We start from the raw sequence: 23,867 nt of genomic DNA, 5'->3' as shown, positions 1-23,867 counted from the left end.
GCTATGACGCGGACAGGGCCTTCAGCGCCGCCTGGGCCGCTTCGCGGTCGCGGTGGAGCTGTTCCTTCAACGCATCCAGGCCGGTGAACGTGCGTTCGTCGCGCAGGCGGGCGTGCAACTGCAGCTCCATGGGTTCGCCGTACACCTCGTGGTCCAGCCCGAAGAGGTGGGCCTCGATGGTGCGCTCGCCGTCGCGCACCGCGGTGGGCCGTACCCCGATGTTGAGCATGCCGGGGAAGCTCCGGCCGCGCAGCGTGGCGGTGACCGCGTACACGCCCTTGGCCGGCACCAGCTTGAAGGGGTCCACCAGGCCCAGGTTGGCCGTGGGGAAGCCGATGCCGCGGCCGCGCTGATCGCCCTTCACGACCACGCCGCCCAGCGTGTACGCGTAACCCAGGTAGCTGGCCGCCGCGCGCACATCGCCCTCCAGCAGCGCCTGCCGCACCTTGGTGCTGCTCACCTGCACATGGTCCACCTCATGCGCGGGGATCTCCTCCACCTGGAAGTCGTACACCTCGCCCAGCTGCCGCAGCAGGTGGATGTCGCCCTCGCGGTTGCGCCCGAACCGGTGGTCGTGGCCGATCACCAGGGCGTGCACCCCGATGGCCTCCACGAGCACATCGCGTACATACTCCAACGCCTTCAGGCGACTGAAGGCGCGGCTGAACGGGATCACCAGCAGGTGGTCCACCCCGGCGGCCTCCAGCAGGGCGATCTTCTCCTTCTGCGTGCTCAGCAGCTTGAGGTCGTTGTCCGTGGGGAAGAGCACCATGCGCGGATGCGGGTGGAAGGTGAAGAGCACCGAGCTGCCCCCTTCGCGCCGCGCCACCTGGTTCAGCCGGTCGAGGATGACCCGGTGGCCCCGGTGCACCCCGTCGAAGGTGCCGGTGGTGAGCACGGGGCGCTCCACGCCCGTGAACCGTTCGAGGTCGGTGTGCACCTGCATCGCGGGGGCGAAGGTCGGAAGGGCGGGGGATCCGCTGATCGACGGAACCTGGCGTGTGTGCGGCCCACCATCTGCCACATGAATTTTGAGATCCCATGATTCGTTCGTAGGATCGATCGATCAACGATCCGATTTACCATGAACACGACGAACGCAGTTCGAGCCATGATCGTCCTGATGATGGCACCTTCCGTGCCACTGGACGCGCAGATCATCGACCATCAGAATGACACCATAGGATCGGCCTGGTTCCGCCGTGAAGCGGGACAGACCTTGGACACCGATGGCCAGGTGGTGACCACCGTCGCCCACTCTTCTGAGAACGCGCCCATCAAGAGCTGGTTGCACCAGGATGCGAGCGTGACGTGGGCCATGGCCAGCACAGATACCATCTGGAGCGTGAATATGGCCTTTGTGGGCGAAGACTTCGATCCCCAGGCCACCACACTGACCTTGGGAGAGACGGGGGGCTTGGCCAACTACTACCTGGCTCATACAGGCACGGGCATCACCGGGGTCCAAGCGTACCGAGGCATCAAACGCGTGGACATCTACCCACGCGTGGACCTGCAGCACCATTACGGGTCGGCCGGTCACAAGATGACCTTTGTGTTCAGGCCGGGTGCGGACCCCAGTGCGGTGCAGCTCTTCTTTTCCGGCCAGGACAGCCTGGGCGTAGACGTGCAAGGCATGCTCAGGGTATACCTCGGCCAACGCTTCCTGAAGCTGGAAGAAGCCTTCGCCTACCAACTCGGACCCAACGATGTGCTGATCCCTGTGGCCTGGACGCCCAGCTACGACGCCAGCGACGGTGGAGGACTGGTATCGTTCACCTTTGGGAGCTACGACAGTAGCAAACCGTTGGTGTTCGCGATCGGCCCGCCCCCTCTCGCTGGTGGCGGAGGCGGTGGGCCCGACAACCTGGAGTGGAGCACCATGGTGGGTACGGACCTGCCCTCCACAGTGGACGACCACGGCAATGCGCTCGCCGCGGCCGACGACGGCTCGGTCTACCTGGCGGGCAGCTCCGACGACCCCAGCTACCCCGTGGCCCCCGGTGCCCTGGCCTACCAAGGCGGCCTTTGGGACGCCTACATGATGCGCTTCCGGTACGCGCCGGGCAACCCTTTGCAGGATGCCACGCGCGATTGGGTCACGTACTACGGCGGCACGGACCGCGAACGGTTCACCGAACTGCGGGTCAGCAACAACAACAGCCGCCTGTATGCCGTTGGGTGGACCACCAGCGAAGATGTCATCAAGCTCCCGAACGTGGACCCGATGGATGCGACCTATTTCCAGGCGTCCCTGAGCGGCACTACGGATGGTGTCTTTGCCGCGTTCGATCCGCTGCTCGGCACACTACAGCGCGCATTCTATTTTGGCGGCAATGGGGTGGACCTGATCGCCGCGATCGAGGAGGACGTGAACGGCCGGATCTTTTTGGCCGGCACCACCAGCACGAGCACGGGCGGCTACAACGCCTGCAACGCCACGGTGAACAGCCTGCCGCTCTGCGACCCGGCCACGGCCAACTACCAGCAGGCCGCCAGCGCGGGTGGTACGGACTGCTTTCTCGTGGCCCTCACCAGTGGGTACGCCATGCAATGGAGCACCTTCTACGGCAGTCCGGCGGACGACGAGGCCTACGATCTGGCGTACCTGTTCCAACCCACCGGGCCCTCCAGCACCGAAGAGGCCCTTGTGCTGGTGGGCCGCACCTCCGGCACGATGCCCCAGCAAGGACCACCGGGCCTCTTTCAGCAGGTGGGCACCGGCTCGGAGAACGGCTTTCTGGCCAGCTTCCGGCTGGGCCCCTTCCTGGGTGAACCGGCGTGGACCACCAACCTCAATGGGCTGAAAGGGCTTTACGCCGCCTCGGTGCATGACGGCCGTGTGACGGTGCTGGGCGTGGGGCGCGGTGACCAGCCGCCGGTGGTGAACGCCTGCACCGCCGCCCCGGGGGCCATCTCCATCTGCAACCCGGGCGGCCTCAACCCCTGGGTGGAGGATGTGCAGAACCATCAGGACCATTACCTGGCGGAGTTCGACCTGCTGAACGGACAACTGCTCTGGGGCACCTTCTTCGGTGGCAACGGCGATGAATATGCCGAGGAGGTGCGGCTGTTGGCCTACACCAATTGGCACCCCTTTGACCTCTGCCGGTTCTACCACCTGCGCCATGACGGCGACGGTCACCTTTACCTGCTGGGCATCGTGGCCCAGCTCACCCAACCCGCACCGGCCTCCTTCCCCACGGTGCCTGCCACGCCGTTCTACCACCTGCCATACAATACCTTGGACGGGAATTCCCAGACCCAAGTGGTGCTGGCCTGTTTCCTCAACGACCACAGCTTGTTCTGGAGCACCGTGTTCGGCAGTCGCTTCGATCACATGAGCGATGTACAGGACGCCTGGAAGATCGATTGGGGCAACGACTTCGGCTACGGACTTGCCTTGGTGGAAGGCGAGGCCCTCTATTGGGGTGGCAGCGCCGGGGGCTGGAGCTATGACGACCGCTGCCCCTACCCCGGGGTCTCCTATTGCGAACCCAGCCTGACCTCCGGTAGCCTGAACACCGACAACAGCGATGCCTTCGTCGCCCGGATGAGCTTGCGTGAATTGGTGGTGAGCGCCACCGACGCACCCGGCCCAACGGAGGGGCTCATCGCCTGGCCCAACCCGGCCACGGACCGTGTGCAGGTCACTTACGCCGGCCTGCACGCCGGCAGCCGCCTGCGGCTCACCGATGCCTTGGGGCGTGTGGTGGCCTGGGGCCGCAGCGGCATGCCTCATTTGGAGCTGGGCCTTTTACCGCCCGGCCTCTACGACCTGGCCTGCGTGGATGAGCGCGGCGTGGTGATGGCCCGAACGAGCCTGATGGTGCGATGAACCGGTGCGTGTTCGCCGCTTGCGCAGCACTCTTGTGGGCGCATCCAGTTCGCCCGCAGGCCGGGGTGTCACCCATCGACGGTGGCTTGGGCACAGGGGGGGTCTGGCGCTTGGAGGCCGACCCTTCGGACCAGGTCCTGTTCATCGCCGGGGGCCATACACTAGTGAACGGCACATCGGGGCCAGGAGTAGCTCAATGGGATGGCGACAGCTTACGGCCAGTGGGTTGTGGACTACTGGGCAATCCTTGGGACTGTATCACCGATCTCGGTCCCGGTGCGACGATACCCACCACCGACCTGGAGTTCTGGAACGGGGAGCTGTACGCCTGTGGCACCTTCACCCACTCGGGCCAGACCGAACTGAACCGGGTGGCGCGGTGGGACGGGCAGGCCTGGCAGCCCTTGGGCACAGGGGCCGACGGCACGGTGAGCAGCTTGCGCGCCGGGCCCGATGGGTTGTACGCGGCTGGTTGGTTCAACCTGATGGACACCATAACCGCACTCGGCCTGGCTCGCTGGGATGGTACCCGCTGGCATCGTGTCCATGGCCTGCCCGATATCAACTCCGGCATTGGCACCAACGCCATCTTCGACCTGGCCTTTTACGACGGCTTGCTCTACATCGCCGGCAACTTCAAGGGGTCCTTGGGCAACAGCATCGCCCGTTGGAACGGTTCGGCCTGGGAGGGTCTGCCCGGTGGCGCCTTGTTCGCGGGCAGCTACAGTTGGATCAACCGCCTGGAAGTGCATGATGGTCTGCTGTACGCGGCGGGGGTCTTCAGCCGCACCCCACCGGATGGCCATCCGGACAACCCGGGCAACAGCATCGCAGCCTTCGACGGCAGCACCTGGACCGACCTGGCCGGGGGTACGGCCGGAAGCGCCAGCCACCAGGTGAACGAACTCCTCTGGTGGCATGACACCCTGTACGTGGCCGGCAGCTTCAACGCCATCGGTGGCATCCCCTCCGGGGGCCTGGCCCGCTGGGATGGGCAGCGCTGGTGCAGCCTGGTGCCCCCGGGCTACTTCGATCTGCCCACCCGTGCGATCGGCCTGTTCCGCGACAGCCTGCACATCGGAGGCATCTTCACCACCGCCGGTGCCGACAGCGTGTACCGCGTAGGGGTGTGGAGCGGCGGCTCAACCACCAGCGGCTGCGGTCCGGTCGGCGTGCAGGAGGAGCCCACCGTGACGGCCACGACATCGCTGACCGCCTGGCCCAACCCGGCCACGGACCGCGTGCAGGTGACCTACGCCGGTCTGCACGCCGGCAGCCGCCTGCGGCTCACCGATGCCTTGGGGCGTGTGGTGGCCTGGGGACGAAGCGGCATGCCCCATCTGGAGCTGGTCGCACTGCCCCCCGGCCTCTACGACCTGGCCTGCGTGGATGAGCGCGGTGTGGTGATGGCCCGAACGAGCTTGATGGTGCGATGAACAGGAGCACACCGAACCGGGCCGCTCTCCTAACGGCTGTATTGACCTGGCACGCGGTGGGCTCGCAACCTTTGGTGCAGCCCCTTGGCCACGGGATCGGCAATTCAGGACCGCAACGGCTGGAGGCTGATTCTACAGACGGTTCCTTGTACATCTGTGGGTCGTTCACCTTGGTGGAGGGTGCCATGTCACCATCCGTCACACGGTGGGATGGATCGGCGTTCCATACGCTCGGTTGTGGCCTTCACGGTGGAACCTGGGACTGCATTACTCCGGGCAATGGGGGCTCCTCCAGCCCCACCACCGACCTGGAGTTCTGGAACGGGGAGCTGTACGCCTGTGGCACCTTCACCCACTCGGGCCAGACCGAACTGAACCGGGTGGCGCGGTGGGACGGGCAGGCCTGGCAACCCTTGGGCACTGGGGCCGACGGCACGGTGAGCAGCTTGCGCGCCGGGCCCGATGGGCTCTATGCCGGTGGCTTATTCAACCAAATGGACACCATCACTGCCTTGGGCCTGGCCCGCTGGGATGGCACACGTTGGTACCGCGTTCACGACCTCCCGGACATCACTCCCGTGCAAGGCACCAACTCCATCTTCGACCTGGCCTTTTACAACGGTATGCTGTACATCGCCGGGAACTTCGCTGGTCCCTTGGGCAACAGTATCGCCCGTTGGAACGGTTCGGCCTGGGAAGGTCTGCCCGGTGGCGCCTTGTTCGCGGGCAGCTACAGTTGGATCAACCGCCTGGAAGTGCATGACGGTCTGCTGTACGCGGCCGGTGTCTTCAGCCGCGACCCACCGGATGGCCACCCGGACAACCCGGGCAACAGCATCGCAGCCTTCGATGGCAGCACCTGGACCGACCTGGCCGGGGGTACGGCCGGAAGCGCCAGCCACCAGGTGAACGAACTGCTCTGGTGGCATGATACCCTGTATGTGGCCGGCAGCTTCAACATGATCGGTGACATCCCTTCCGGGGGCCTGGCCCGCTGGGATGGGCAGCGCTGGTGCAGCCTGGTGCCCCCGGGCTACTTCGATCTGCCCACCCGTGCGATCGGCCTGTTCCGCGACAGCCTGCACATCGGAGGCATCTTCACCACCGCCGGTGCCGACAGCGTGTACCGCGTAGGGGTGTGGAGCGGCGGCTCAACCACCAGCGGCTGCGGTCCGGTCGGCGTGCAGGAGGAGCCCACCGTGACGGCCACGACATCGCTGACCGCCTGGCCCAACCCGGCCACGGACCGCGTGCAGGTCAGCGGTGCGCCCGCCTCCGCTCGGATCGAACTCATCGATCCACTTGGCCGCGTGGTGCGGCGCACAACGTCCGAACCGGCCCCGCTATGGGTGGGCGATCTACCTCGCGGACTCTACACCATCGTGGTCCATGAGCGCAACGGCGCGCTTCATGGCCGGGTGCGTGTCCGGTTGGATCCCTGAGCGATCCGGGGGCAGCCTCGTTCACGGCTGGGGCCTCACCCCTCCCCCATGAACACCTGTTGAGAACCCCCATTGGTCCATCCCCGGCGAAGCCCTACCTTCGCGCCCGCAAATCGGGGGCAACCCCACAAGAACAGCCCAACTCCCTCATGGCCAAGCACATCGGAAAGGTCGTCCAGGTCATCGGACCGGTGGTCGACGTGCGCTTCGAAGGCGCCAGCACGCTGCCCAACATCTACGACGCGCTGCACATCACGCGCCCCGACGGCACCACCCTAGTGCTGGAGACGCAGCAGCTGATCGGTGAGGACACCGTGCGCGCCATCAGCATGGAGAGCACCGACGGCCTCCAGCGTGGCGCCGACGTGCACGGCCAGGGCCAGCCGATCAGCATGCCCGTGGGCGACGCCATCAAAGGCCGTCTCTTCAACGTGGTGGGCGCCCCCATCGACGGCATGCGCGAGGTGAACACCGGCAAGACCTACCCCATCCACCGCGAGGCGCCGAAGTTCGAGGACCTCAGCACCAGCACCGAGGTGCTGTTCACCGGCATCAAGGTGATCGACCTCATCGAGCCCTACGCCAAGGGCGGCAAGATCGGCCTGTTCGGCGGTGCCGGCGTGGGCAAGACCGTGCTCATCCAGGAGCTGATCAACAACATCGCCAAGGGCCATAGCGGCTACAGCGTGTTCGCCGGCGTGGGCGAGCGCACCCGCGAGGGCAACGACCTGCTGCGCGAGATGATCGAGGCCGGCATCATCAAGTACGGCGACGACTTCAAGCACAGCATGGAGGAGGGCGGCTGGGACCTGAGCAAGGTGGACTACGACCAGCTGGCCACCAGCCAGGCCACCTTCATCTTCGGCCAGATGAACGAGCCCCCCGGTGCCCGCGCCCGCGTGGCCCTGAGCGGGCTCACCCTGGCGGAGTACTTCCGCGACGGCGACGAGCAGAGCGGCGGCCGCGACATCCTCTTCTTCGTGGACAACATCTTCCGCTTCACGCAGGCGGGTTCCGAGGTGTCCGCCCTGCTGGGCCGGATGCCGAGCGCCGTGGGCTACCAGCCCACCCTGGCCACCGAGATGGGCGCCATGCAGGAGCGCATCACCTCCACCAAGCGCGGATCCATCACCTCGGTGCAGGCCGTGTACGTGCCGGCGGATGACCTCACCGACCCCGCTCCCGCCACCACCTTCGCCCACCTCGACGCCACCACGGTGCTGAGCCGGAAGATCGCCGAGCTGGGCATCTACCCCTCGGTGGACCCCCTGGACAGCACCAGCCGCATCCTCACCCCCGCCATCGTGGGCGAGGAGCACTACAACTGCGCCCAGCGCGTGAAGGCCATCCTGCAGCGCTACAAGGAACTGCAGGACATCATCGCCATCCTCGGCATGGACGAACTGAGCGAGGACGACAAGCTCAGCGTGTTCCGCGCCCGCAAGGTGCAGCGCTTCCTGAGCCAGCCCTTCTTCGTGGCCGAACAGTTCACCGGCCTCAAGGGCGTGATGGTGCCCATCGAGGAGACCATCAAGGGCTTCACCATGATCATGGACGGCCAGATGGACGAGTACCCCGAGGCCGCCTTCAACCTGAAGGGCAACATCGAGGACGTGATCGCCGCCGGCAAGAAGATGCTGGCCGAAGCCGCCAAAGCCTAAGGAACCATGTGGCCATGTGCACATTTGCGCATGGGCCCATGAGCACAGCACCCATGAGAGTCGAGATCATCACCCCGGACAAGGAGCTCTTCAAAGGCGAGGCCTCGTACGTCGGCGTGCCCGGCGTGGACGGCAGCATGGGCTTCCTGGAGAACCACGCGCCCCTGATCACCGTGCTGAAGGCCGGTGAGGTGAAGCTGCGCACGGCCAAGGGCGAGCAGTCCTTCGCGGTGAAGGGCGGCGTGGTGGAGGTGAGCCGCAACACCGTGCTGGTGCTCGCGGAGTAGGTCCGAGGTGAACGTCGGACCCCCGTCCGACACCTGCGACACGGATCGAACGGCGCCCATGGGCGCCGTTCTTCGTTCAGGCCGCCGGCAACCTGCGAGCGTGTAGCGCGTCTTCCTGAGGTCTCGACCGTTGGAAACGGCCAACCCTCCCTGTGATGCGCTCGACCTCGGTCCTGGTCCTCGGTTCCATCTTCCTGGTGGGGGCCAACACGTACGCACAGTTCACCCCGGGGAATGTGGTGATCTCGACGCTCGCCGACCCCTCCGCCACACATGGCAGTGCCATCGAACTGCGGGAGTACGATCCCAATGGGAACGCTGCGCTCACGGTGACCCTGCCCACCACGGGGGCGGACCGGGTCTTCGGTGCAGGCAGTTCCTTCAGTGGTGCGCTCAACGCGCACCCCGCTGCGAACGCCCTGATGATCACCGGCTATGGGGATCCCGCACCCGTTGGAACCCTCCTGCGGAACACGGATGCGGCCACGAACCCGCGGGTGGTAGGGACCGTGGACCACTTCGGGACCTTCACTCGACAGGCCAGCTCGAACGTCTTGTTCTCCGGCAGAGCCATCCACGCGGCCTGCACCGACGGCACCCATTTCTGGGCTGTCGGTGATTCCGGAGGCGTGGCGTACTTCGGTCCCGGACCGCAGACCATGGTGGCCGGAACGAACGCCGCGTTGTCCACGGTGAAGGTCGTGAACGACCAACTGATGGCGTCGGTGATCTTCGAGGCAGGCCCACCGACCGTGGACGACGGGGTGTATACCGTCGGCACCGGACTCCCGACCGCCCCAGGCGCCACCATTTCGCAAGTGATCACCTCCGCCGGGCTCAACCCGTTGTTCTTCTTCAATGCGGCCGGCGATGTGTGCTACGTACAATCCGTGGCCGGTGTGCGCAAGTGGGTGCGGAACGGGAACGTGTGGACGCTCGCCTACCAGTTCGAACAGACCATCGCGTCCCTGTGCCAGACCATATGCGTGGACTTCAGCGCTGCTCAACCTGTGATCTACGCGGTGCTCGCCTGGCCGAACTACCTGGTGAAGTGGGTGGATGGCGGTGCGCCATCCCCGGTGGCGCAACTCGCCCTGCTGCCCTTTTCCGCCATGGGCATCTCCATGGCCCCTGGGCCGTGCGCAGTGGGCGTGCCCTGTGATGATGGTGATCCGGGCACAGTGAACGACCAGGTCCGTGCGGACTGCACCTGTAGCGGAGATCTGGTGCGCCTGGCCGTGGATGTGTGGCTCGAAGGGCCCTACAATGCGGTGTCCGGCACCATGTTGGATGCCCTGCGGACCCAGGTTTCGTTCCCGCAAAGCGAACCGTATTCGGGCCTTGGCCTCTCGCCCACCCATGGCGCTGGCAGCACCCTGGGCAGCGGTGTCCTGAGCGTGACCGGGGTCGACGCCATCGTGGACTGGATCCTGATCGAACTGCGCTCCGCCTCCGACCCTTCGGTGGTGGTGCAACGGGTGCCTGCCTTATTGCAACGGGACGGTGACGTCGTGGCGCTGGACGGCGTCAGCGATCTGGCGGTGCCGGCCACCGCCGGGCCCTACCATGTCGCTGTGCGCCACCGCAACCACCTGCCGACGATGACGCTGCAGCCGATCGCGCTCAGTGCCACCTCCACTCCGGTCGACCTCAAAAGCCCTTCCACCGACACCTACGGAACGAATGCGCGGAAGACCGTGGGAACCACCCGTGCGCTCTGGGCCGGGGACGTGAGCGGTAATGGCCAGGTGAAGTACGCGGGCAGTGCGAACGACCGGGATCCCATCCTCACCGCCATCGGCGGCAGCGTGCCCACATCGACCCTCTTCGGGCAGTACCGGCAGGAGGATGTGAATCTGAACGGCCTGGTGCGGTACACGGGGGGCAGCAATGACCGGGACCTCATCCTCCAGAACATCGGCGGTAGCGTGCCGACCGCTGTGCGCAACGCACAGCTGCCTTGATCCCGGCGGTCTGGACCCCATGGGTTCGCCGCACCAGTGCCCGCGCGCACCCTGTCCTTTAAGCCATCGCGAAGGAACCGCTCGCGCTGACGGGCGCGCCGGCCAAGCGTGGACCCTGTGGATGGCCGGCGCAGTCCGAATGGCGCCTGGGTATAACTATTCTCAAGTGCCACGCCCGTGGAGGTCCCATCCGACCTAAGCTTGCAGGCACAAAACCAGAACCCATGCACAACTCAACCCTTGCGGTCCTCCTGCTCTCCACGATCGCCTTCCACCGTACGGCGGAAGCCCAACCCACCCTGGTGTCCGCCCTGGTGGATCAAAGCGGTGTGCAGCTTGACATGTACCTGGTGACCAGCCCCGGGTCGGCCACCGAACCCTCCGACGGCGCCAACCAGACCTGGGACCTCAGCAGCATCAGCCTGCAACCCATCGGCTCCCTGGACTTCACCCAGGCCGGCGGGACCCCGTACGCCATGACCTATCCCTCGGCCAACTGGGCCTGGGCGCAGACCATCACCGGTGTGGGCACCGACTACACCTACGTGACCATCGACATCAATGTCCTGGAGCTGGTGGCCACGGGCGTGCCGGCCGATGTGAACAACTACATCGACCCCAAACGGCTCCTCTCCTTCCCCATGGACTTCGGACAAAGCCAGACCGACAGCTACGAGGACAGCGATGGTCCCGGGACGGCGACCTGGACCTATTCCGGGCACGGCACGGCGATCACCCCGTTGGGGATCTTCGGCGGCCTGGCGAAAGTGGGCAGTTCCGAAGGTGACATCATCCTGTGGAACACCTCCCCGTTGCACCCGGCCATGATCGATGATGGTAGCACCATCCTGGTCTTCGCACCGGGTGATGTGGGCCTCGGCGAACGTGGCGCCCTATCCGTACAGACCTATCCCAACCCCTGTGGCCAGGACCTGTTCGTGGAGGCCTATGCGGCGGACTGGCGGATCACCGATCTGGCCGGGCGCACCATGCTGGCCGGCCGATTCCACGGCCCTGCCCTGCAACGGGTGGACGTGAGCACCCTGGTGCCGGGCGCCTACATCCTGGTCCTGGACCAGGACGGCCAGCGCCGCACGGTGCGCTTCAGCAAGGCTTGATGCCGCATTGGACGGAGCTGCCGGCACCGGACCGGCCGCTTCATCCCCGGCAGGCGAACGGCGTCCCGCGGGACGCCGTTCGTACGTCGATCCCTAGGGCCGCGTCCGCGTACCGCGCTTCAGCACCTTCTCCTTGTCCTTGAAATAGCCGCGGAAGAACCAGTTGCGCTGCAGTGCGCGCAGGTCCTCGTTGAGCAGCGCCGATCCGGTGTCGAGCCGCGACAGCGTGCGCCGCAGGTCCTGTGTGAGCAGGGTGTCGGCCGTCAGCGTATGCGCCATGCCCCCCGGGGTGTTGAGCGCAGCTGCGAACCGGTTGATGCCCTCGGTGGCGACGTGCAACGAATCGCTCACCTGGCGCAGGTTGCCCAGCAGGCCGCGCACCTGCTGCTCACTGGCGGGATCGCCCACGAGCGTGCCGAGCACGCCCTTGCCCTCGCGCACATCGCCCAGCACCGCATCGATGCCTGCGGTGGCCGAACGCGCATGCTCGGCCGCGATGCGGATCTCGCGCAGCGCCGCGCTCAGGTCGTGCGCGAGCACCGTGTCCGCCAGCAGGTCCACAGCGTTGCCCTTCGTGTTGAGCCGTGCGGCCAGTTCGCGCACATCGTCGGTGATGGCGGCGAGGTTCGCGTTGGTGCGGTCCAGCGTGCGCAGCATCAGATCCGTGTCCAGGGGCACGCTGCTCGGCAATACCGAGCCATCGGCCAGCGGATCGCCATCGCCCTGGCCCGGGGCCAGGTTCACCAGCCGGTTGCCCATCAGGCCATCGGTGCCCACGGTGGCCACCGCGTTGGTGCGGATGTGGCCGGCCGCCTCCTCGCGGATCGCCAGCCGCACCCGCACTGTGGTGTCGCTGGTGATGGTGATGTCCTTCACCGTGCCCACGTTGATGCCCATGTAGCGCACATTGTTGCCCGGGCGAAGCCCGCCCACCTGCTGGAAGACGGCCTCCACGGTGAGGGTGCGGCTGAACAGGTCGCGCTTGCTGCCCAGCAGGTAGAGGCCGATGACGAGCACGGCCGTGCCGGCGAGGACGAAGAGGCCGAGGCGGAGGGAACGTCCGTTGGTGCTTGGCATGTTCACATGAAGATGAAGAATTCCTTCACGACGGGGTCGTCGCTGGCGAGGAAGTCGGCGTACGAGCCCTCCACGCGGTTGCGTCCCTCGTGCAACAAGGCGATGCGGTTGGCGGCGAGCTTGGCCACATTGAGGTCGTGCGAGATGATGATGCTGCTGGTGTTGTACTGGCGCTGCAGTTGGAGGATGAGCTCCACGATCTCGCGCCCCGTGATCGGATCGAGGCCCGTGGTGGGCTCATCGTAGAGCACGATCTCGGGCTTCAGGATCAGCGTGCGTGCCAGGCCGATGCGCCGCTTCATGCCACCGCTGAGCTCGCTGGGGTACATGGCGCGCGTGTGCGCCAGGCCCACAGCGTCCAGCACCTCGTCCACGAGCGCATCGGTCTCCTCGCGCCCGGTGGCCAGCCAGTGACGCCGCAGCGGGAACTCCAGGTTCTCCTGAACCGTCATGCTGTCGTACAGCGCGCTGCTCTGGAACAGGAAGCCGATGCGCACACGGAGGTGGTCCAGCTGCTCCTGGTCGAGGGCCAGCACGTCCTGCCCGAGCACTTCCACGCGGCCGGCATCCGGACGCAGCAGGCGCACGATGCACTTGATGAGCACGCTCTTGCCGCTGCCGCTCTTGCCCAGCACCATCACGTTCTCGCCGCGGAACAGGTCGAGGTTGAAACCGCGCAACACCCTGTTCTCGCCGAAGGCCACATGCAGATCGCGCACGGCGATGACACGCTCAGGGGTCGCTGTGCTTCCGGCGGCCATCAGGTGAGCCCGAGCAGGTCGGTGATCTGCACGGCGATGAGGTCGAGGATGAAGATGAGCAGGCTGGCCACCACCACGGCGCTGTGCGCGCTGCGGCCCACGCCCTCGGTGCCCTTGGCGGTGGTGAAGCCCTTGTAGCAGCCCACCACGCCGATGGCGAATCCGAAGAGGTAGCTCTTGGCGAAGGCGGGCAGGAAGTCGCCATACTCCAGCGAATCGAAGACCTGCCGATAGAAGAGCGGCCAGCTCACCGTGTCGCGGATGTTGACGCCCACCCAGCTGGCCCAGATGGCGATGGCGTCCGCCATCACCACCAGCACGGGCAACATGAGCGTGGTGCTCCAGATGCGGGTGACGGCCAGGTAGCGGAAGGGGTTGGTGCCGCTCACTTCCATGGCGTCGATCTGCTCAGTGACCTTCATGCTGCCCAGCTCGGCGCCCATGCTGCTGCCGATCTTGCCCGCGCAGATCAGCGCGGTGATCACCGGGGCGATCTCGCGCACCACGCTGATGGCCACCATCGCCGGCAGCATGCTCTCCGCGCCGAACCGCGCCAGCGTGGGCCGGCTCTGCACGGTGAGCACCAGGCCCATGATGAAGGCCGTGATGCCCACCAATGGGAGCGACTGATAGCCGTTGATCGCGGCCTGACGCATCAGCTCGCGCCACTCGAACCGCGCATGGAACGCGTTGCGGAAGAAACGACCGGTGAACGCCGACAGCTCACCCGCCTCCACCGCCAGGGCGTGGAACCCGTTCCGCTCGGCCATGCCGGCAAAGTACGGTGCGCGACCACCGCTTTGGCATGACGCTTGTCCTGCCGGCGGCGTCCGTCACTACCTTCGGATCCGGCCAACCCTCAACCCCTTTGCTGTCATGCGCACGCTGCTTCCGCTCTTCTTCCTGGTGTTCACCCTCGACGCCAGCGCCCAGCGCGCCGGCGACAAGGTGCAGGTCGAATCCGCCGGAAGCTGGTACCCGGGCAAGGTGCTCGAGGTGAAGGACGGCCAGTTCTTCGTGAGCTACGATGGCTGGAGCGAGACCTTCAACGAATGGGTGGGCCCGGACCGGCTCAAGGCGGGTACCGGCGAGGCACGGTCCGGTGGCCTGACGAAGTTCAAGGTGGGCGACAAGGTGGAGGTGGAGTATGGCATGGTGCCCGAACCGGCGATCGTGATCGAAGTGGGCGAGAACAAGTACCACATCAAGTTCGACAACAGCCTCTTCGGCGATAAGTGGGTCACCGAGCAGGAGATCAAGAAGCTCTGAACGGGGCTGCGGCCTGAAGCGCGCGTGCCGGATCCGCTACCTTGGCGGAACAACCCTGCACCGATGATCCGGACCCTGACCCTGTCCCTCCTTGTCACCGCCCTTGCTCCCGCCGCCGCGCAGACGGTGCAGAAGTGCTGCGGCACCAGCAACAGCACCTTCCTGCTGGGTAACCTGGGCACCGCACCGCACACCCAGAGCCTGTACCTGCCCGGCGACCTGACGAACGCCGCGGCCGGCGAGATCACCCGGCTCTACTACCGCTATGGCACCACCGGCGTGGCCAACGGCAACACCTTGGGCGACCTGCTCGTGCGCATGGGCCAGACCACCGCCACGACGTTCAGCGGAGGCACCACCTTCTTCACCGGGCTCGACACCGTGCTCCAGCTGGCCACGTTCGACATCCCCCCGGGCACTTCGGGGGATTGGTTCGTGATCCATATGCAGACGCCTTTCCTGTTCGACCCTGCGCAGACGCTGATCGTGGACATCCACTTCACCACCAGCACCACCACGAACTTCGGCTGCTATGGCACCACCAACAACGACCGCAAGCTCTATTCCCTGAGCCCCACCGACATCACCGGCATCACCACGAGCACCACCTGGCAGGACATCGGCTTCGACCTCAACACCGGCACGGGCCTCGATGACGCCGATGCGTTGCGGGCCGCCGTGTTCCCCAACCCCGCAGCGGATGTGCTCATGCTGCAGGTGGACGGCGGAACGCCCACAGCGGTGGAGGTCCTCGATATGCAGGGCCGTCCGCTTCCCGTGACCGGCACCGCCCCGCGCAGCGCGCCCATGCAGCTCGATGTGGCCGCTCTGCCCGCAGGCCTTTACCTGGTGCGGGTACACAGTGATGATGGCCGAACGGGCCAGGCGCGTTGGATGAAGCAGTGAGGCCCGGGCGGCGCGGACGTGCCGCATCGCCCGATCTTCGCACCGTGGGCGCCCTCAGCTACTATCTCTCCCTGCCCGTCCTCCTTGCTGTGGCGTGGCTGCCCATGCCGCTGCTGTACCTGGTGAGCGATGGCCTCTTCGTGCTGCTCTTCCACGGGCTGCGCTACCGCCGCGGGGTGGTGCGCACCAACCTGCGCAACAGCTTCCCGGAGCGCGATGCCGCCTCCCTGGCCCGCATCGAGCGCGACTTCTACCGGTGGTTCTGCGACCTGACGCTGGAGACCCTGAAGACCTTGACCATCACCCCGTCGCAGGTGAAGCGGCTGGTGCGGACCGAAGGCGAGGATGTACTGCGGCGCCATTACGAGGCCGGGCGCAGCATCATCATCGTGATGGGGCACTGGGGCAACTGGGAGCTGGGCGGGGCGCGATTCGGCCAGATCGGCCTGCACCGCCTGAACGTGATCTACCACCCTCTACAGAACCCGCATTTCGACCGGCTGATCGTGCACATGCGCACCCGGCTCGGCAATGGCCTATACCCGATGGCCGACACCCTGAAGTGCATGGTCCGAGACCGGCATCAGGTGACCGCCACGGCGTTCATCGCCGACCAGACCCCTCCACCGGAGCGCGCCTACTGGACCACCTTCCTGAACCAGGACACCCCGGTGTTCTGGGGCACCGAGAAGATCGCCCAGAAGCTGGGACGGCCCGTGGTGTACTGCGGCATCGACCGCGAAGCACGCGGCCGTTATGTGATGCGGTTCGAGGACCTGGTGCCCGACCCCGGGAACACCCCGGAGGGCTTCATCAGCAAGGCCCACACCCGCCGGCTCGAGCAGGACATCCGCCGCCGGCCCGCGTGCTGGCTGTGGTCCCACCGGCGATGGAAGCACGACCGGGCGAAGACCTGATGATCGACCGACCGGAACTCGAACACGTGGGTTATTTTTGTTCCCCCATGCGCGACGGAAAGGACCTCATCCTGGCCACCCGGGCCTTCGCTCACGAGATCCGGTGGAAGAGCTGGTGGCACGTGTTCACGAGCCTGGTGGTGCTGGCCGCAGGCTACACGGTGGTGTTCGGCACCGACCCGTGGTGGAGCCGGGCGCTCGGCAGCGTGCTGGTGGCCCTCACCCTCGGCCGCATCTTCGTGATCTACCACGACTACCTGCACCACGCCATCCTGCAGAAGTCGCTTCTGGCCAAGGGCTTCTTTACCCTCTTCGGCCTGTTCATGCTGGCCCCGGTGAGCATCTGGGAGCGCAGCCACAACTACCACCACGCGCACAACAGCAAGCTGTACACCAGCAGCATCGGCAGTTACCCGGTGGTCACCACGGAGAAGTTCATGACCAGCTCGAAGTTCGAGCAGCGCGTCTACCTGTTCATCCGGCACCCGCTCACCATCGCCATGGGTTACATCTTCATGTTCCTCTATGGCATGTGCATCCGCAGCTTGGTGAACAACACGGGCCGCCACTGGGACAGCATCATCGCCCTGGTGCTGCACGTGGCCTTCGCCGTGGTGCTGGTGCTCTTCACGGGCTGGAGCGGCTTCCTCTTCGGCTTCATGCTGCCCTTCCTGCTGGTCCTGAGCCTGGGGGCCTACCTCTTCTACGCGCAGCACAACTTCCCCGGGGTGACCTTCGCCGACAAGGAGGGCTGGACCTACGCCAGTGCCGCACTGGACAGCAGCAGCCACATGAAGATGAGCCCGGTGATGCGCTGGTTCCTGGCCAACATCGGCTACCACCACATCCACCACCTCAACCCGCGGATCCCCTTCTACCGCCTGCCCGAGGTGCATGCCGCCATCCCCGAACTGCAGCATGCCAAGACCACCAGCCTGTGGCCCTGGGACGTGGTGAAGTGCCTTCGCCTGAAGGTGTGGGACCCCGTGCAGCAGCGGATGCTCACCATGCGTGAGCTGCGCCGCGCCATGGCCACCGCCTGATCCACGGGCGGCCGCTAGCCTCCACGGGCCGCTGGGAGCGCCCGATGGCGCCCGGCTATCTTCGCCGACGCACCCATTCCGGCGCATGCCCATGCTGACCTGCGAGCACATCGTGAAACGCTACGGCGCCCACACCGCGCTGGACGACGTCTCCCTCACCGTCCCTGCCGGTGGCATCTTCGGCCTGCTCGGCCCCAACGGGGCGGGCAAGACCTCGCTGATCCGCATCATCACCCGCATCACCGCGCCGGACGCCGGCCAGGTGCTGCTGGAGGGCCGGCCAATGACCGCCGACGACGTGGCCCGCATCGGTTACCTGCCCGAGGAACGCGGGCTGTACAAGAAGATGAAGGTGGGTGAGCAGGCCATCTACCTGGCCCAGCTCAAGGGCCTGCCCAAGGCCGAGGCCCGCAAGCGCCTCAAGGACTGGTTCGAGCGCTGGGAGATGACCGCCTGGTGGAACAAGAAGGTGGAGGAGCTCAGCAAGGGCATGGCCCAGAAGGTGCAGTTCGTGAGCACCGTGCTCCACGCTCCCAAGCTCCTGATCCTGGACGAGCCGTTCAGCGGCTTCGACCCCATCAACGCCGAGCTCGTGCGCCAGGAGATCCTGCGCCTGCGCAGCGAAGGCACCACCGTGATGCTCAGCACGCACAACATGGGCAGCGTGGAGGAGCTCTGCGACCACATCGCCCTGATCGACCGCAGCCGCAAGGTGCTCGACGGCCGCGTGCGCGACATCCGCCGGCAGTTCGCCACCCGCACCTACCGCATCGAGCACACCGGCAACAAGGTGGCCTTCGCCAACGCCCTCTCCTTCACCGGCGAACTGCTGGAACACACCGAGGGCGAGGAGTACAGCACCGCCCGCGTCCGGCTGGCGCACGACTCCACCGTGAACGTGGTGCTGCGCCAGCTCCTTCCGGCCGTGGAGGTGCACGGTGTGCAGGAGGAGATCCCCAGCATGCACGACGTCTTCATCCGCGCCGTGAACGCCCATGGCGCCGTGCCCGCCGACATGACCGAATGAACCGCCCCCCGCCATGAACAAGATCCTCCTCATCATCCGGCGCGAGTTCATCACCCGCGTGCGGAAACCGAGCTTCCTGATCATGACCATCCTGGGGCCGCTGCTGATCGCCGGCACCATGGTGGGCCTGGTGTACCTGGGCATGCAGGAGAGCGACGACCACCTGGTGATGGTGGTGGACAAGCCCCATGTGGTGACGGGCAAGCTGCGCGACACCGATAAGGTGCGGTTCTTCTACGGCTACGACGAGCTGAGCGACTCGGCTTTCAAGGCCTCCCCCTACACGCTTATGATCGAGGTCAACGAGGCCATCCTGGAGACCAACACCATCCAGCTCTTCTACAAGGACCTGCCCAGCCTGAACGTGCAACGCACCGTCCAGAGCGAACTGGAGCGCACCCTCGAACGCGAGAAGTTGCGCGTGAACAACGTGGACCCCGACACCTACGCCCGCATCAGGACCGCGCTGAACGTGCAGCTCTTCGACATCGACAAGGCCGGCGAGGAGAGCTACGAACAGGTGCTGGCCGCCGTGGGCTTCGGCTTCGGCTATATCATGTTCTTCTTTGTGTTCCTCTACGCCGTGCAGGTGATGCGCGGCGTGCTGGAGGAGAAGAGCAACCGCATCGTGGAGGTGCTCATCAGCAGCGTGAAGCCCTTCCAGCTGATGATGGGCAAGATCATCGGTATCGCGCTCGTGGGCCTGGCCCAGTTCACCATCTGGATCGCCCTTACCGCCACCCTGATGACCGCCGGCACCGCCCTGCTGATGAAGGACCGCCTTGACCCGCGCGAGGTGCTGGCCGAACAGCAGATGACCGGTGAACTGCAGGCTGAGCTGATGAAGGAGGCCGGCGCCCAGGCCCCGGACCGCAACAAGGTGATGGAGGTGGTGCGCCGCCTCAACATCCCCTTCGTGCTGGGCATGTTCGTGTTCTACTTCCTGGCCGGCTACCTGCTGTACAGCTCCCTGTTCGCCGCCGTGGGCAGCGCCGTGGACAGCGAGACCGACACGCAGCAGTTCATGTTCCCCGTCACCCTGCCCATGATCGTCGCCATCTTCATCGCGCAGATGGCCATCACCAACCCGGGCAGCCCCTTGGTCTTCTGGGGCTCCATCATCCCCTTCACCAGCCCGGTGGTGATGATGGTGCGCGTGGCCATGGGCAGCGTGCTCGAGACCCCCTGGCAGCTCGTGCTGAGCATGGTGCTGCTCGTGGGCACCTTCGTGTTCACCACCTGGCTCGCCGGCCGCATCTACCGCACCGGCATCCTCATGTACGGCAAGAAGGTGAGCTGGCGCGAAATGGGCCGGTGGCTGTTCTACAAAGGGTAGGACATCTGCCCCTGCGAGCATGTGACCATGTGCGCATGTGAGCAGAGGTGCATGTGCTTCTGCAGCTGAACTGAACGACCGATGCACATCCCGCCCATCGCGGTGCTCGACCTGGGCACCAACACCTTCAACCAGCTCGTGGCGACGGGCGGTCCCGGGAACGGCATGACCGTGCTGCACAGCAGCGAGCGGCCTGTGTTCCTGGGCCGCGGGATCGAGGACGGAACGCTCACCGAAGAGGCCATGGCGCGCGGGCTGGACGCGTTGCATGACCTTCTGGCGGTGGCGCGCGGCCTCGGTGTGGTGCGCATCCGCGCCATCGGCACCTCGGCCCTGCGGCACGCCCGCAACAGCAGCGAGTTCCTGCGCAAGGTGCACGCGGCCTTCGCTCTCACCGTGGCGGTGGTGGACGGCGACACCGAGGCGGAGCTGATCCTGGACGGAGTGCGTCTCGCGGTACCCCTCACCGACCGGCCCGCGCTGGTGATGGACATCGGCGGGGGCAGCATGGAGTTCATCCTGGCCACCCGCCATGCCCTCATGTGGAAGCGCAGCTTCGAACTGGGTGTCACCCGCCTGCGCACCCGCGTGCCCTTCAGCGACCCCCCCACCGTGGAGGAGGAGCTGAGGCTGGCCGCCCACCTGGACGACCGCCTGGAGCCCCTCTGGGCCGTGATCGACCGGCATGAGCCGCACCTGCTGATCGGCAGCGCCGGCAGCTTCGACAGCCTGGCCGCCATGGTGGCCCACGCACAGGGTGAGGAACTGTCCGCCGACGCACTGACCCTCACCTTCGACGACCTGGCCTTCGCGCAATTGAAGGACGGGCTGATGCGCATGGCGCGCGCAGAACGCAGCGCAGTGCCCGGGCTCCCCGCCCACCGCGTGGACCACATCGCCTGCGGTCTGGTGGCCATCGACCGCGTGCTCACCGCCGGCGGTATCCGTGCGCTGGCCTGGAGCCGCTTCGCCCTGAAGGAGGGCGCCGCCTGGCGCGTGCTGAAGGAGCTACCTTCCGGGCCATGAAGTCCTCGCCGCGCCGCGCACTGATCCGTCAGCTGCCCGTGCCCTCCAGCGTGGAAAAGGAGCGCAGCCGCTACCGCCGGGCGCGCCGTCTTCAAGCGCTGCGGGTGGGCTTCCGCCGACAGGTGAAGGACGTGCTCTTCATGACACTGGGCATCTTCAGCGCCGCCTTCGGGCTCGAGGGGTTTCTCATCCCCAATGCCTTCATCGATGGCGGTGCCACCGGCATCGCGCTGCTGGCCGTTCGGCTCACCGAGCTGCCTCTTGCACTGCTCCTGGTGCTGGTGAACGCCCCCTTCATGGTGGTGGCCTACCGCACCATCGGGCGCGAATTCGCCCTGAAGACCACCGCCGCCATCGGCGGTCTGGCGCTGGTCACCGCCGCGGTGCATTTCCCCGATGTGACGCACGACAAGCTCCTGGTGGCCGTGTTCGGCGGCTTCTTCCTCGGCGCCGGCATCGGGCTGGCCGTGCGGGGCGGCTCCGTGATCGACGGCACCGAAGTGCTCGCCCTGGCGCTCAGCCGAAAGCTGGGCACCACCATCGGCGACATCATCATGGTGATCAATGTGGTGATCTTCGGCGTGGCGGCGTGGCTCCTGGGCGTGGAGACCGCGCTGTACGCCATGGTGACCTACCTGGCCGCCAGCAAGACGGTGGACTTCGTGATCGAGGGCATCGAGGAGTACACCGGCCTCACCATCATCAGCCCGCACCACGAGGAGATGCGCCACATGATCGGTACGGTGATGGGCCGAGGGCTCACCGTCTACACCGGCAAGCGCGGCTTCGGAAAGACGGGCCACAGCTTCGACACGGAGATCATCTACTGTGTGATCACCCGCCTGGAGCTGAGCAAGATCCTCACCGAGATCGAGAAGATCGACCCCAACGCCTTTGTGGTGATGAGCCCCGTGAAGGATACGCGGGGAGGCATGATCAAGAAGCGGCCGCTCCAGCATTGAGCAGCCTCCCCGATCAAGGCAGCTGCTCCACCTTGGTGGCCGTGGGCACCGTGCCGCCGATCACCTGAAGGATGAGGTCGCGATCGTTCGAACCACCGGCGTACTTGGTGGTGCCGTCCATGTTCACGTCCTCCAAGCGATACCCTGCAACAGTGGCCGTGGGAACCGTGCCGCCGATGGCCGTCAGGATCACGTCGCGGTCGTTGTTGCTGCCGGTGTACTTCACCACGTTGTCCCGCCGCGCATTGCCCGTCCACAACGTGCTGCGCGCACCGTTCACCCGTCGCGCGTTCGTGCCGAAGGTGGCCGTGGCGTTGTTGGTGAAGTCCACCGCGGCCGCCGTGCCGCTCAGCGCGATGCTCGTGGCCGTCATGCACCCCAGGTGGTTCCGGTGGCGCACCGCCACGAAGTAGTTGTCCGCCGCTACGGAGAACGGCACGCTGGACACGCCGTCCACGTCCACCACGTCGCCGTCACGCTGCACCAGCGCCGTGCGCGTGCGCAGCAACGAGGCGCTGTTGTTCTTGTCGCGAAGCTCCAGCACCACCCAGTCCACGATGGCGTTGTTGCCGGTGACGGCCAACACGGGTGCGGTGACGCTCTCACCACCACCGCCCACGTGCGTATAGCCGATGCCCGTGTACGGCTCCACGGTGGGGATGATCCCCAGGTTGCGCAGGTTGTCGTTCATCAGCTGGGTGCCGCTCACGTACGGGCCATCCAGGAACACCTTGGCGGCCACGCGCACCACCGCACCGCCAGTGATGGTGAAAGGCACGCTCACCGGGGCATAGAAGGCGCTGGGCGTGCTGACGCGGATGCGGTAGCCGGAACCGGGCGGCGTGTTGCCAGGGATGCTGCAGCTGATGGCACCCGTGGCCGCGGTGCTGCCGATGAAGCCGATGCTGGTCGGGTTCGCGAAGCTGCCGTTGGCGTCGCTGAGCTGGGCGGTGAAGAGCGTGCTGCCGGTGGGGATGCCGCCCGTGCTGTAGTTCACCGTGATCTGCACAGGGTCCGTGCCGTTCAGCGCCACGTTGTTCACGCTCGGTGCCGCCGTCACGTTGTAGATCAGGGCGATATCATCGTACCAGCTCTCGCTGTCCACCACCGTCACCAAGCTGTCGCCACTGGTGAGCACCATCAGGATGTGGCTCGGCGTACCGCCGTTATAGTAGGTGAAGGGCACGCTGAACCGGGTCCAGTTGCTCACGACCGCGGTGGGCGCGATCCACCGAGCGCGCGCCACCCAGTTGGGCAGAGTGCCGTTCTCGGGCAGTCGACCGGCGCCGGTATGCAGAATGGCCTCCACCTTGCCTTCATCGCCTGGCTGCGGCGTCGCCTTGAACCAACCCACCAGACTGTCCGGCCGGCTGGTCATGGTCTGGTTCCACTGCGCGTCCGCCGCATCGGTGAACACGTATCCATTGGCCGGCGTGAACTCCGCGTGCACCCGTCCGCAGGTGAGCGTGCCGTTGGCCGGTCCGAAGGCCGTGCTGGCGGTCTTCAACCGCACGGAATAGCTGCCGCTATGGAAGTCGGTGCTGCGCCAGCATGTCTGTGGTGCCAAGTTGTTGATGATACTGCCGCCATCGCTCGTCTTGATCGAGCTCCAGTCGGTGGGCTCCTCGGTGCCCGTGCCCAGGTTCTGCCAGTTCTCGAAGCCGGGGTTGTTCATCTACGGCTCCGCGCCGGCCGTGTTGCGGATCACGCAGGTCGCCAGCAGCGCTGCGGCGAGCAGGAGCATGTGCTTCATGGTATCGAAATAAGTCGACAAACCTAGCCCCTCCGGATGGAAGC

Annotated in this window: 20 protein-coding genes; 15 read left to right on the top strand and 5 right to left on the bottom strand. The window is 66.1% G+C overall.

What is annotated here, in order from left to right:
• Nucleotide 1 precedes the first annotated feature (1 nt).
• The gene (locus tag IPJ87_17280; GenBank protein MBK7943599.1) at nucleotides 2-946 is read right to left on the bottom strand and encodes a bifunctional riboflavin kinase/FAD synthetase; all 945 of its coding nucleotides are present in this window, start codon (nucleotides 944-946) and stop codon (nucleotides 2-4) included.
• 177 nt (nucleotides 947-1,123) lie between these two features.
• Between IPJ87_17280 and IPJ87_17275 the strand changes: the two genes are divergently transcribed.
• The 7 genes from IPJ87_17275 to IPJ87_17245 all read left to right on the top strand — a co-directional run bounded on the left by IPJ87_17275 (nucleotide 1,124) and on the right by IPJ87_17245 (nucleotide 11,746).
• Nucleotides 1,124-3,838 carry a hypothetical protein gene (locus IPJ87_17275; protein ID MBK7943598.1) on the top strand — a complete coding sequence of 905 codons (2,715 nt, stop codon included), beginning with the start codon at nucleotides 1,124-1,126 and terminating at the stop codon, nucleotides 3,836-3,838.
• 65 nt (nucleotides 3,839-3,903) lie between these two features.
• Nucleotides 3,904-5,274 (top strand): T9SS type A sorting domain-containing protein, encoded by a 1,371-nt coding sequence (locus tag IPJ87_17270; protein MBK7943597.1) that lies wholly within the window; start codon nucleotides 3,904-3,906, stop codon nucleotides 5,272-5,274.
• A 185-nt stretch (nucleotides 5,275-5,459) separates the two neighbouring features.
• Nucleotides 5,460-6,716 carry a T9SS type A sorting domain-containing protein gene (locus tag IPJ87_17265; protein MBK7943596.1) on the top strand — a complete coding sequence of 419 codons (1,257 nt, stop codon included), beginning with the start codon at nucleotides 5,460-5,462 and terminating at the stop codon, nucleotides 6,714-6,716.
• Between the two features lie 149 nt (nucleotides 6,717-6,865).
• Nucleotides 6,866-8,377 (top strand): F0F1 ATP synthase subunit beta, encoded by a 1,512-nt coding sequence (locus tag IPJ87_17260; GenBank protein MBK7943595.1) that lies wholly within the window; start codon nucleotides 6,866-6,868, stop codon nucleotides 8,375-8,377.
• A gap of 53 nt (nucleotides 8,378-8,430) precedes the next feature.
• Complete coding sequence (gene atpC / locus IPJ87_17255; protein MBK7943594.1) at nucleotides 8,431-8,664, top strand: ATP synthase F1 subunit epsilon; 234 nt, start codon at nucleotides 8,431-8,433, stop codon at nucleotides 8,662-8,664.
• 155 nt (nucleotides 8,665-8,819) lie between these two features.
• On the top strand, nucleotides 8,820-10,628 hold the full coding sequence (locus tag IPJ87_17250; GenBank protein MBK7943593.1) for a hypothetical protein: 1,809 nt from the start codon (nucleotides 8,820-8,822) through the stop codon (nucleotides 10,626-10,628).
• A 224-nt stretch (nucleotides 10,629-10,852) separates the two neighbouring features.
• A complete protein-coding gene (locus IPJ87_17245; protein MBK7943592.1) occupies nucleotides 10,853-11,746 on the top strand; it encodes a T9SS type A sorting domain-containing protein in 894 nt (297 codons plus the stop codon).
• A 93-nt stretch (nucleotides 11,747-11,839) separates the two neighbouring features.
• On the opposite strand, the gene IPJ87_17240 is transcribed toward IPJ87_17245, so the two are convergent.
• Genes IPJ87_17240 through IPJ87_17230 form a run of 3 tightly spaced genes read right to left on the bottom strand, consistent with a single transcriptional unit; the run spans nucleotide 11,840 to nucleotide 14,354 of the window.
• Nucleotides 11,840-12,823 carry an MCE family protein gene (locus IPJ87_17240; protein ID MBK7943591.1) on the bottom strand — a complete coding sequence of 328 codons (984 nt, stop codon included), beginning with the start codon at nucleotides 12,821-12,823 and terminating at the stop codon, nucleotides 11,840-11,842.
• A gap of 2 nt (nucleotides 12,824-12,825) precedes the next feature.
• Entirely contained in the window at nucleotides 12,826-13,584 is a 759-nt protein-coding gene (locus tag IPJ87_17235) for an ATP-binding cassette domain-containing protein (GenBank protein ID MBK7943590.1), read from the bottom strand.
• A complete protein-coding gene (locus tag IPJ87_17230; GenBank protein MBK7943589.1) occupies nucleotides 13,584-14,354 on the bottom strand; it encodes an ABC transporter permease in 771 nt (256 codons plus the stop codon). The genes IPJ87_17235 and IPJ87_17230 overlap by 1 nt, the downstream gene beginning before the upstream one ends.
• A gap of 106 nt (nucleotides 14,355-14,460) precedes the next feature.
• On the opposite strand from IPJ87_17230, the gene IPJ87_17225 reads away from it, so the two are divergent.
• The 8 genes from IPJ87_17225 to IPJ87_17190 all read left to right on the top strand — a co-directional run bounded on the left by IPJ87_17225 (nucleotide 14,461) and on the right by IPJ87_17190 (nucleotide 22,070).
• Nucleotides 14,461-14,853, top strand: a complete 393-nt coding sequence (locus IPJ87_17225; GenBank protein ID MBK7943588.1) for a hypothetical protein — start codon at nucleotides 14,461-14,463, stop codon at nucleotides 14,851-14,853.
• 63 nt (nucleotides 14,854-14,916) lie between these two features.
• Nucleotides 14,917-15,759: a T9SS type A sorting domain-containing protein gene (locus IPJ87_17220; protein ID MBK7943587.1), complete on the top strand. Its 843-nt coding sequence runs from the start codon at nucleotides 14,917-14,919 to the stop codon at nucleotides 15,757-15,759.
• Between the two features lie 44 nt (nucleotides 15,760-15,803).
• Entirely contained in the window at nucleotides 15,804-16,676 is an 873-nt protein-coding gene (locus IPJ87_17215; GenBank protein MBK7943586.1) for a lysophospholipid acyltransferase family protein, read from the top strand.
• Nucleotides 16,677-16,723: 47 nt separating this feature from the next.
• Nucleotides 16,724-17,719 carry a fatty acid desaturase gene (locus tag IPJ87_17210; protein ID MBK7943585.1) on the top strand — a complete coding sequence of 332 codons (996 nt, stop codon included), beginning with the start codon at nucleotides 16,724-16,726 and terminating at the stop codon, nucleotides 17,717-17,719.
• A gap of 85 nt (nucleotides 17,720-17,804) precedes the next feature.
• Entirely contained in the window at nucleotides 17,805-18,746 is a 942-nt protein-coding gene (locus IPJ87_17205) for an ATP-binding cassette domain-containing protein (GenBank protein ID MBK7943584.1), read from the top strand.
• 13 nt (nucleotides 18,747-18,759) lie between these two features.
• Nucleotides 18,760-20,082 (top strand): ABC transporter permease, encoded by a 1,323-nt coding sequence (locus IPJ87_17200; GenBank protein MBK7943583.1) that lies wholly within the window; start codon nucleotides 18,760-18,762, stop codon nucleotides 20,080-20,082.
• An 81-nt stretch (nucleotides 20,083-20,163) separates the two neighbouring features.
• Nucleotides 20,164-21,108, top strand: a complete 945-nt coding sequence (locus IPJ87_17195; GenBank protein MBK7943582.1) for a phosphatase — start codon at nucleotides 20,164-20,166, stop codon at nucleotides 21,106-21,108.
• On the top strand, nucleotides 21,105-22,070 hold the full coding sequence (locus IPJ87_17190) for a YitT family protein (protein MBK7943581.1): 966 nt from the start codon (nucleotides 21,105-21,107) through the stop codon (nucleotides 22,068-22,070). The genes IPJ87_17195 and IPJ87_17190 overlap by 4 nt, the downstream gene beginning before the upstream one ends.
• 13 nt (nucleotides 22,071-22,083) lie before the next feature.
• On the opposite strand, the gene IPJ87_17185 is transcribed toward IPJ87_17190, so the two are convergent.
• Nucleotides 22,084-23,745, bottom strand: a complete 1,662-nt coding sequence (locus IPJ87_17185) for a hypothetical protein (GenBank protein MBK7943580.1) — start codon at nucleotides 23,743-23,745, stop codon at nucleotides 22,084-22,086.
• Nucleotides 23,746-23,867 lie beyond the last annotated feature (122 nt).

The sequence above is a fragment of the Flavobacteriales bacterium genome, from assembly GCA_016713875.1.
Taxonomy (GTDB): Bacteria; Bacteroidota; Bacteroidia; order Flavobacteriales_F; family PHOS-HE28; genus PHOS-HE28.
The sequence above is the reverse complement of the archived record's forward strand: the minus strand, read 5'-3'. Positions and strand labels throughout refer to the sequence as shown.

Excerpts from the sequence above, each read along its gene's own strand:
- IPJ87_17275 (MBK7943598.1), top strand. The coding sequence starts at position 1,124 with ATGATGGCACCTTCCGTGCCACTGGACGCGCAGATCATCGACCATCAG.
- IPJ87_17245 (MBK7943592.1), top strand. The coding sequence starts at position 10,853 with ATGCACAACTCAACCCTTGCGGTCCTCCTGCTCTCCACGATCGCCTTC.
- IPJ87_17240 (MBK7943591.1), bottom strand. The coding sequence starts at position 12,823 with ATGCCAAGCACCAACGGACGTTCCCTCCGCCTCGGCCTCTTCGTCCTC.
- IPJ87_17265 (MBK7943596.1), top strand. The coding sequence starts at position 5,460 with ATGTCACCATCCGTCACACGGTGGGATGGATCGGCGTTCCATACGCTC.
- IPJ87_17230 (MBK7943589.1), bottom strand. The coding sequence starts at position 14,354 with ATGGCCGAGCGGAACGGGTTCCACGCCCTGGCGGTGGAGGCGGGTGAG.
- IPJ87_17260 (MBK7943595.1), top strand. The coding sequence starts at position 6,866 with ATGGCCAAGCACATCGGAAAGGTCGTCCAGGTCATCGGACCGGTGGTC.
- IPJ87_17225 (MBK7943588.1), top strand. The coding sequence starts at position 14,461 with ATGCGCACGCTGCTTCCGCTCTTCTTCCTGGTGTTCACCCTCGACGCC.
- IPJ87_17185 (MBK7943580.1), bottom strand. The coding sequence starts at position 23,745 with ATGAACAACCCCGGCTTCGAGAACTGGCAGAACCTGGGCACGGGCACC.
- IPJ87_17280 (MBK7943599.1), bottom strand. The coding sequence starts at position 946 with ATGCAGGTGCACACCGACCTCGAACGGTTCACGGGCGTGGAGCGCCCC.
- IPJ87_17205 (MBK7943584.1), top strand. The coding sequence starts at position 17,805 with ATGCCCATGCTGACCTGCGAGCACATCGTGAAACGCTACGGCGCCCAC.
- atpC (MBK7943594.1), top strand. The coding sequence starts at position 8,431 with ATGAGAGTCGAGATCATCACCCCGGACAAGGAGCTCTTCAAAGGCGAG.
- IPJ87_17220 (MBK7943587.1), top strand. The coding sequence starts at position 14,917 with ATGATCCGGACCCTGACCCTGTCCCTCCTTGTCACCGCCCTTGCTCCC.
- IPJ87_17210 (MBK7943585.1), top strand. The coding sequence starts at position 16,724 with ATGCGCGACGGAAAGGACCTCATCCTGGCCACCCGGGCCTTCGCTCAC.
- IPJ87_17250 (MBK7943593.1), top strand. The coding sequence starts at position 8,820 with ATGCGCTCGACCTCGGTCCTGGTCCTCGGTTCCATCTTCCTGGTGGGG.
- IPJ87_17200 (MBK7943583.1), top strand. The coding sequence starts at position 18,760 with ATGAACAAGATCCTCCTCATCATCCGGCGCGAGTTCATCACCCGCGTG.
- IPJ87_17235 (MBK7943590.1), bottom strand. The coding sequence starts at position 13,584 with ATGGCCGCCGGAAGCACAGCGACCCCTGAGCGTGTCATCGCCGTGCGC.
- IPJ87_17195 (MBK7943582.1), top strand. The coding sequence starts at position 20,164 with ATGCACATCCCGCCCATCGCGGTGCTCGACCTGGGCACCAACACCTTC.
- IPJ87_17190 (MBK7943581.1), top strand. The coding sequence starts at position 21,105 with ATGAAGTCCTCGCCGCGCCGCGCACTGATCCGTCAGCTGCCCGTGCCC.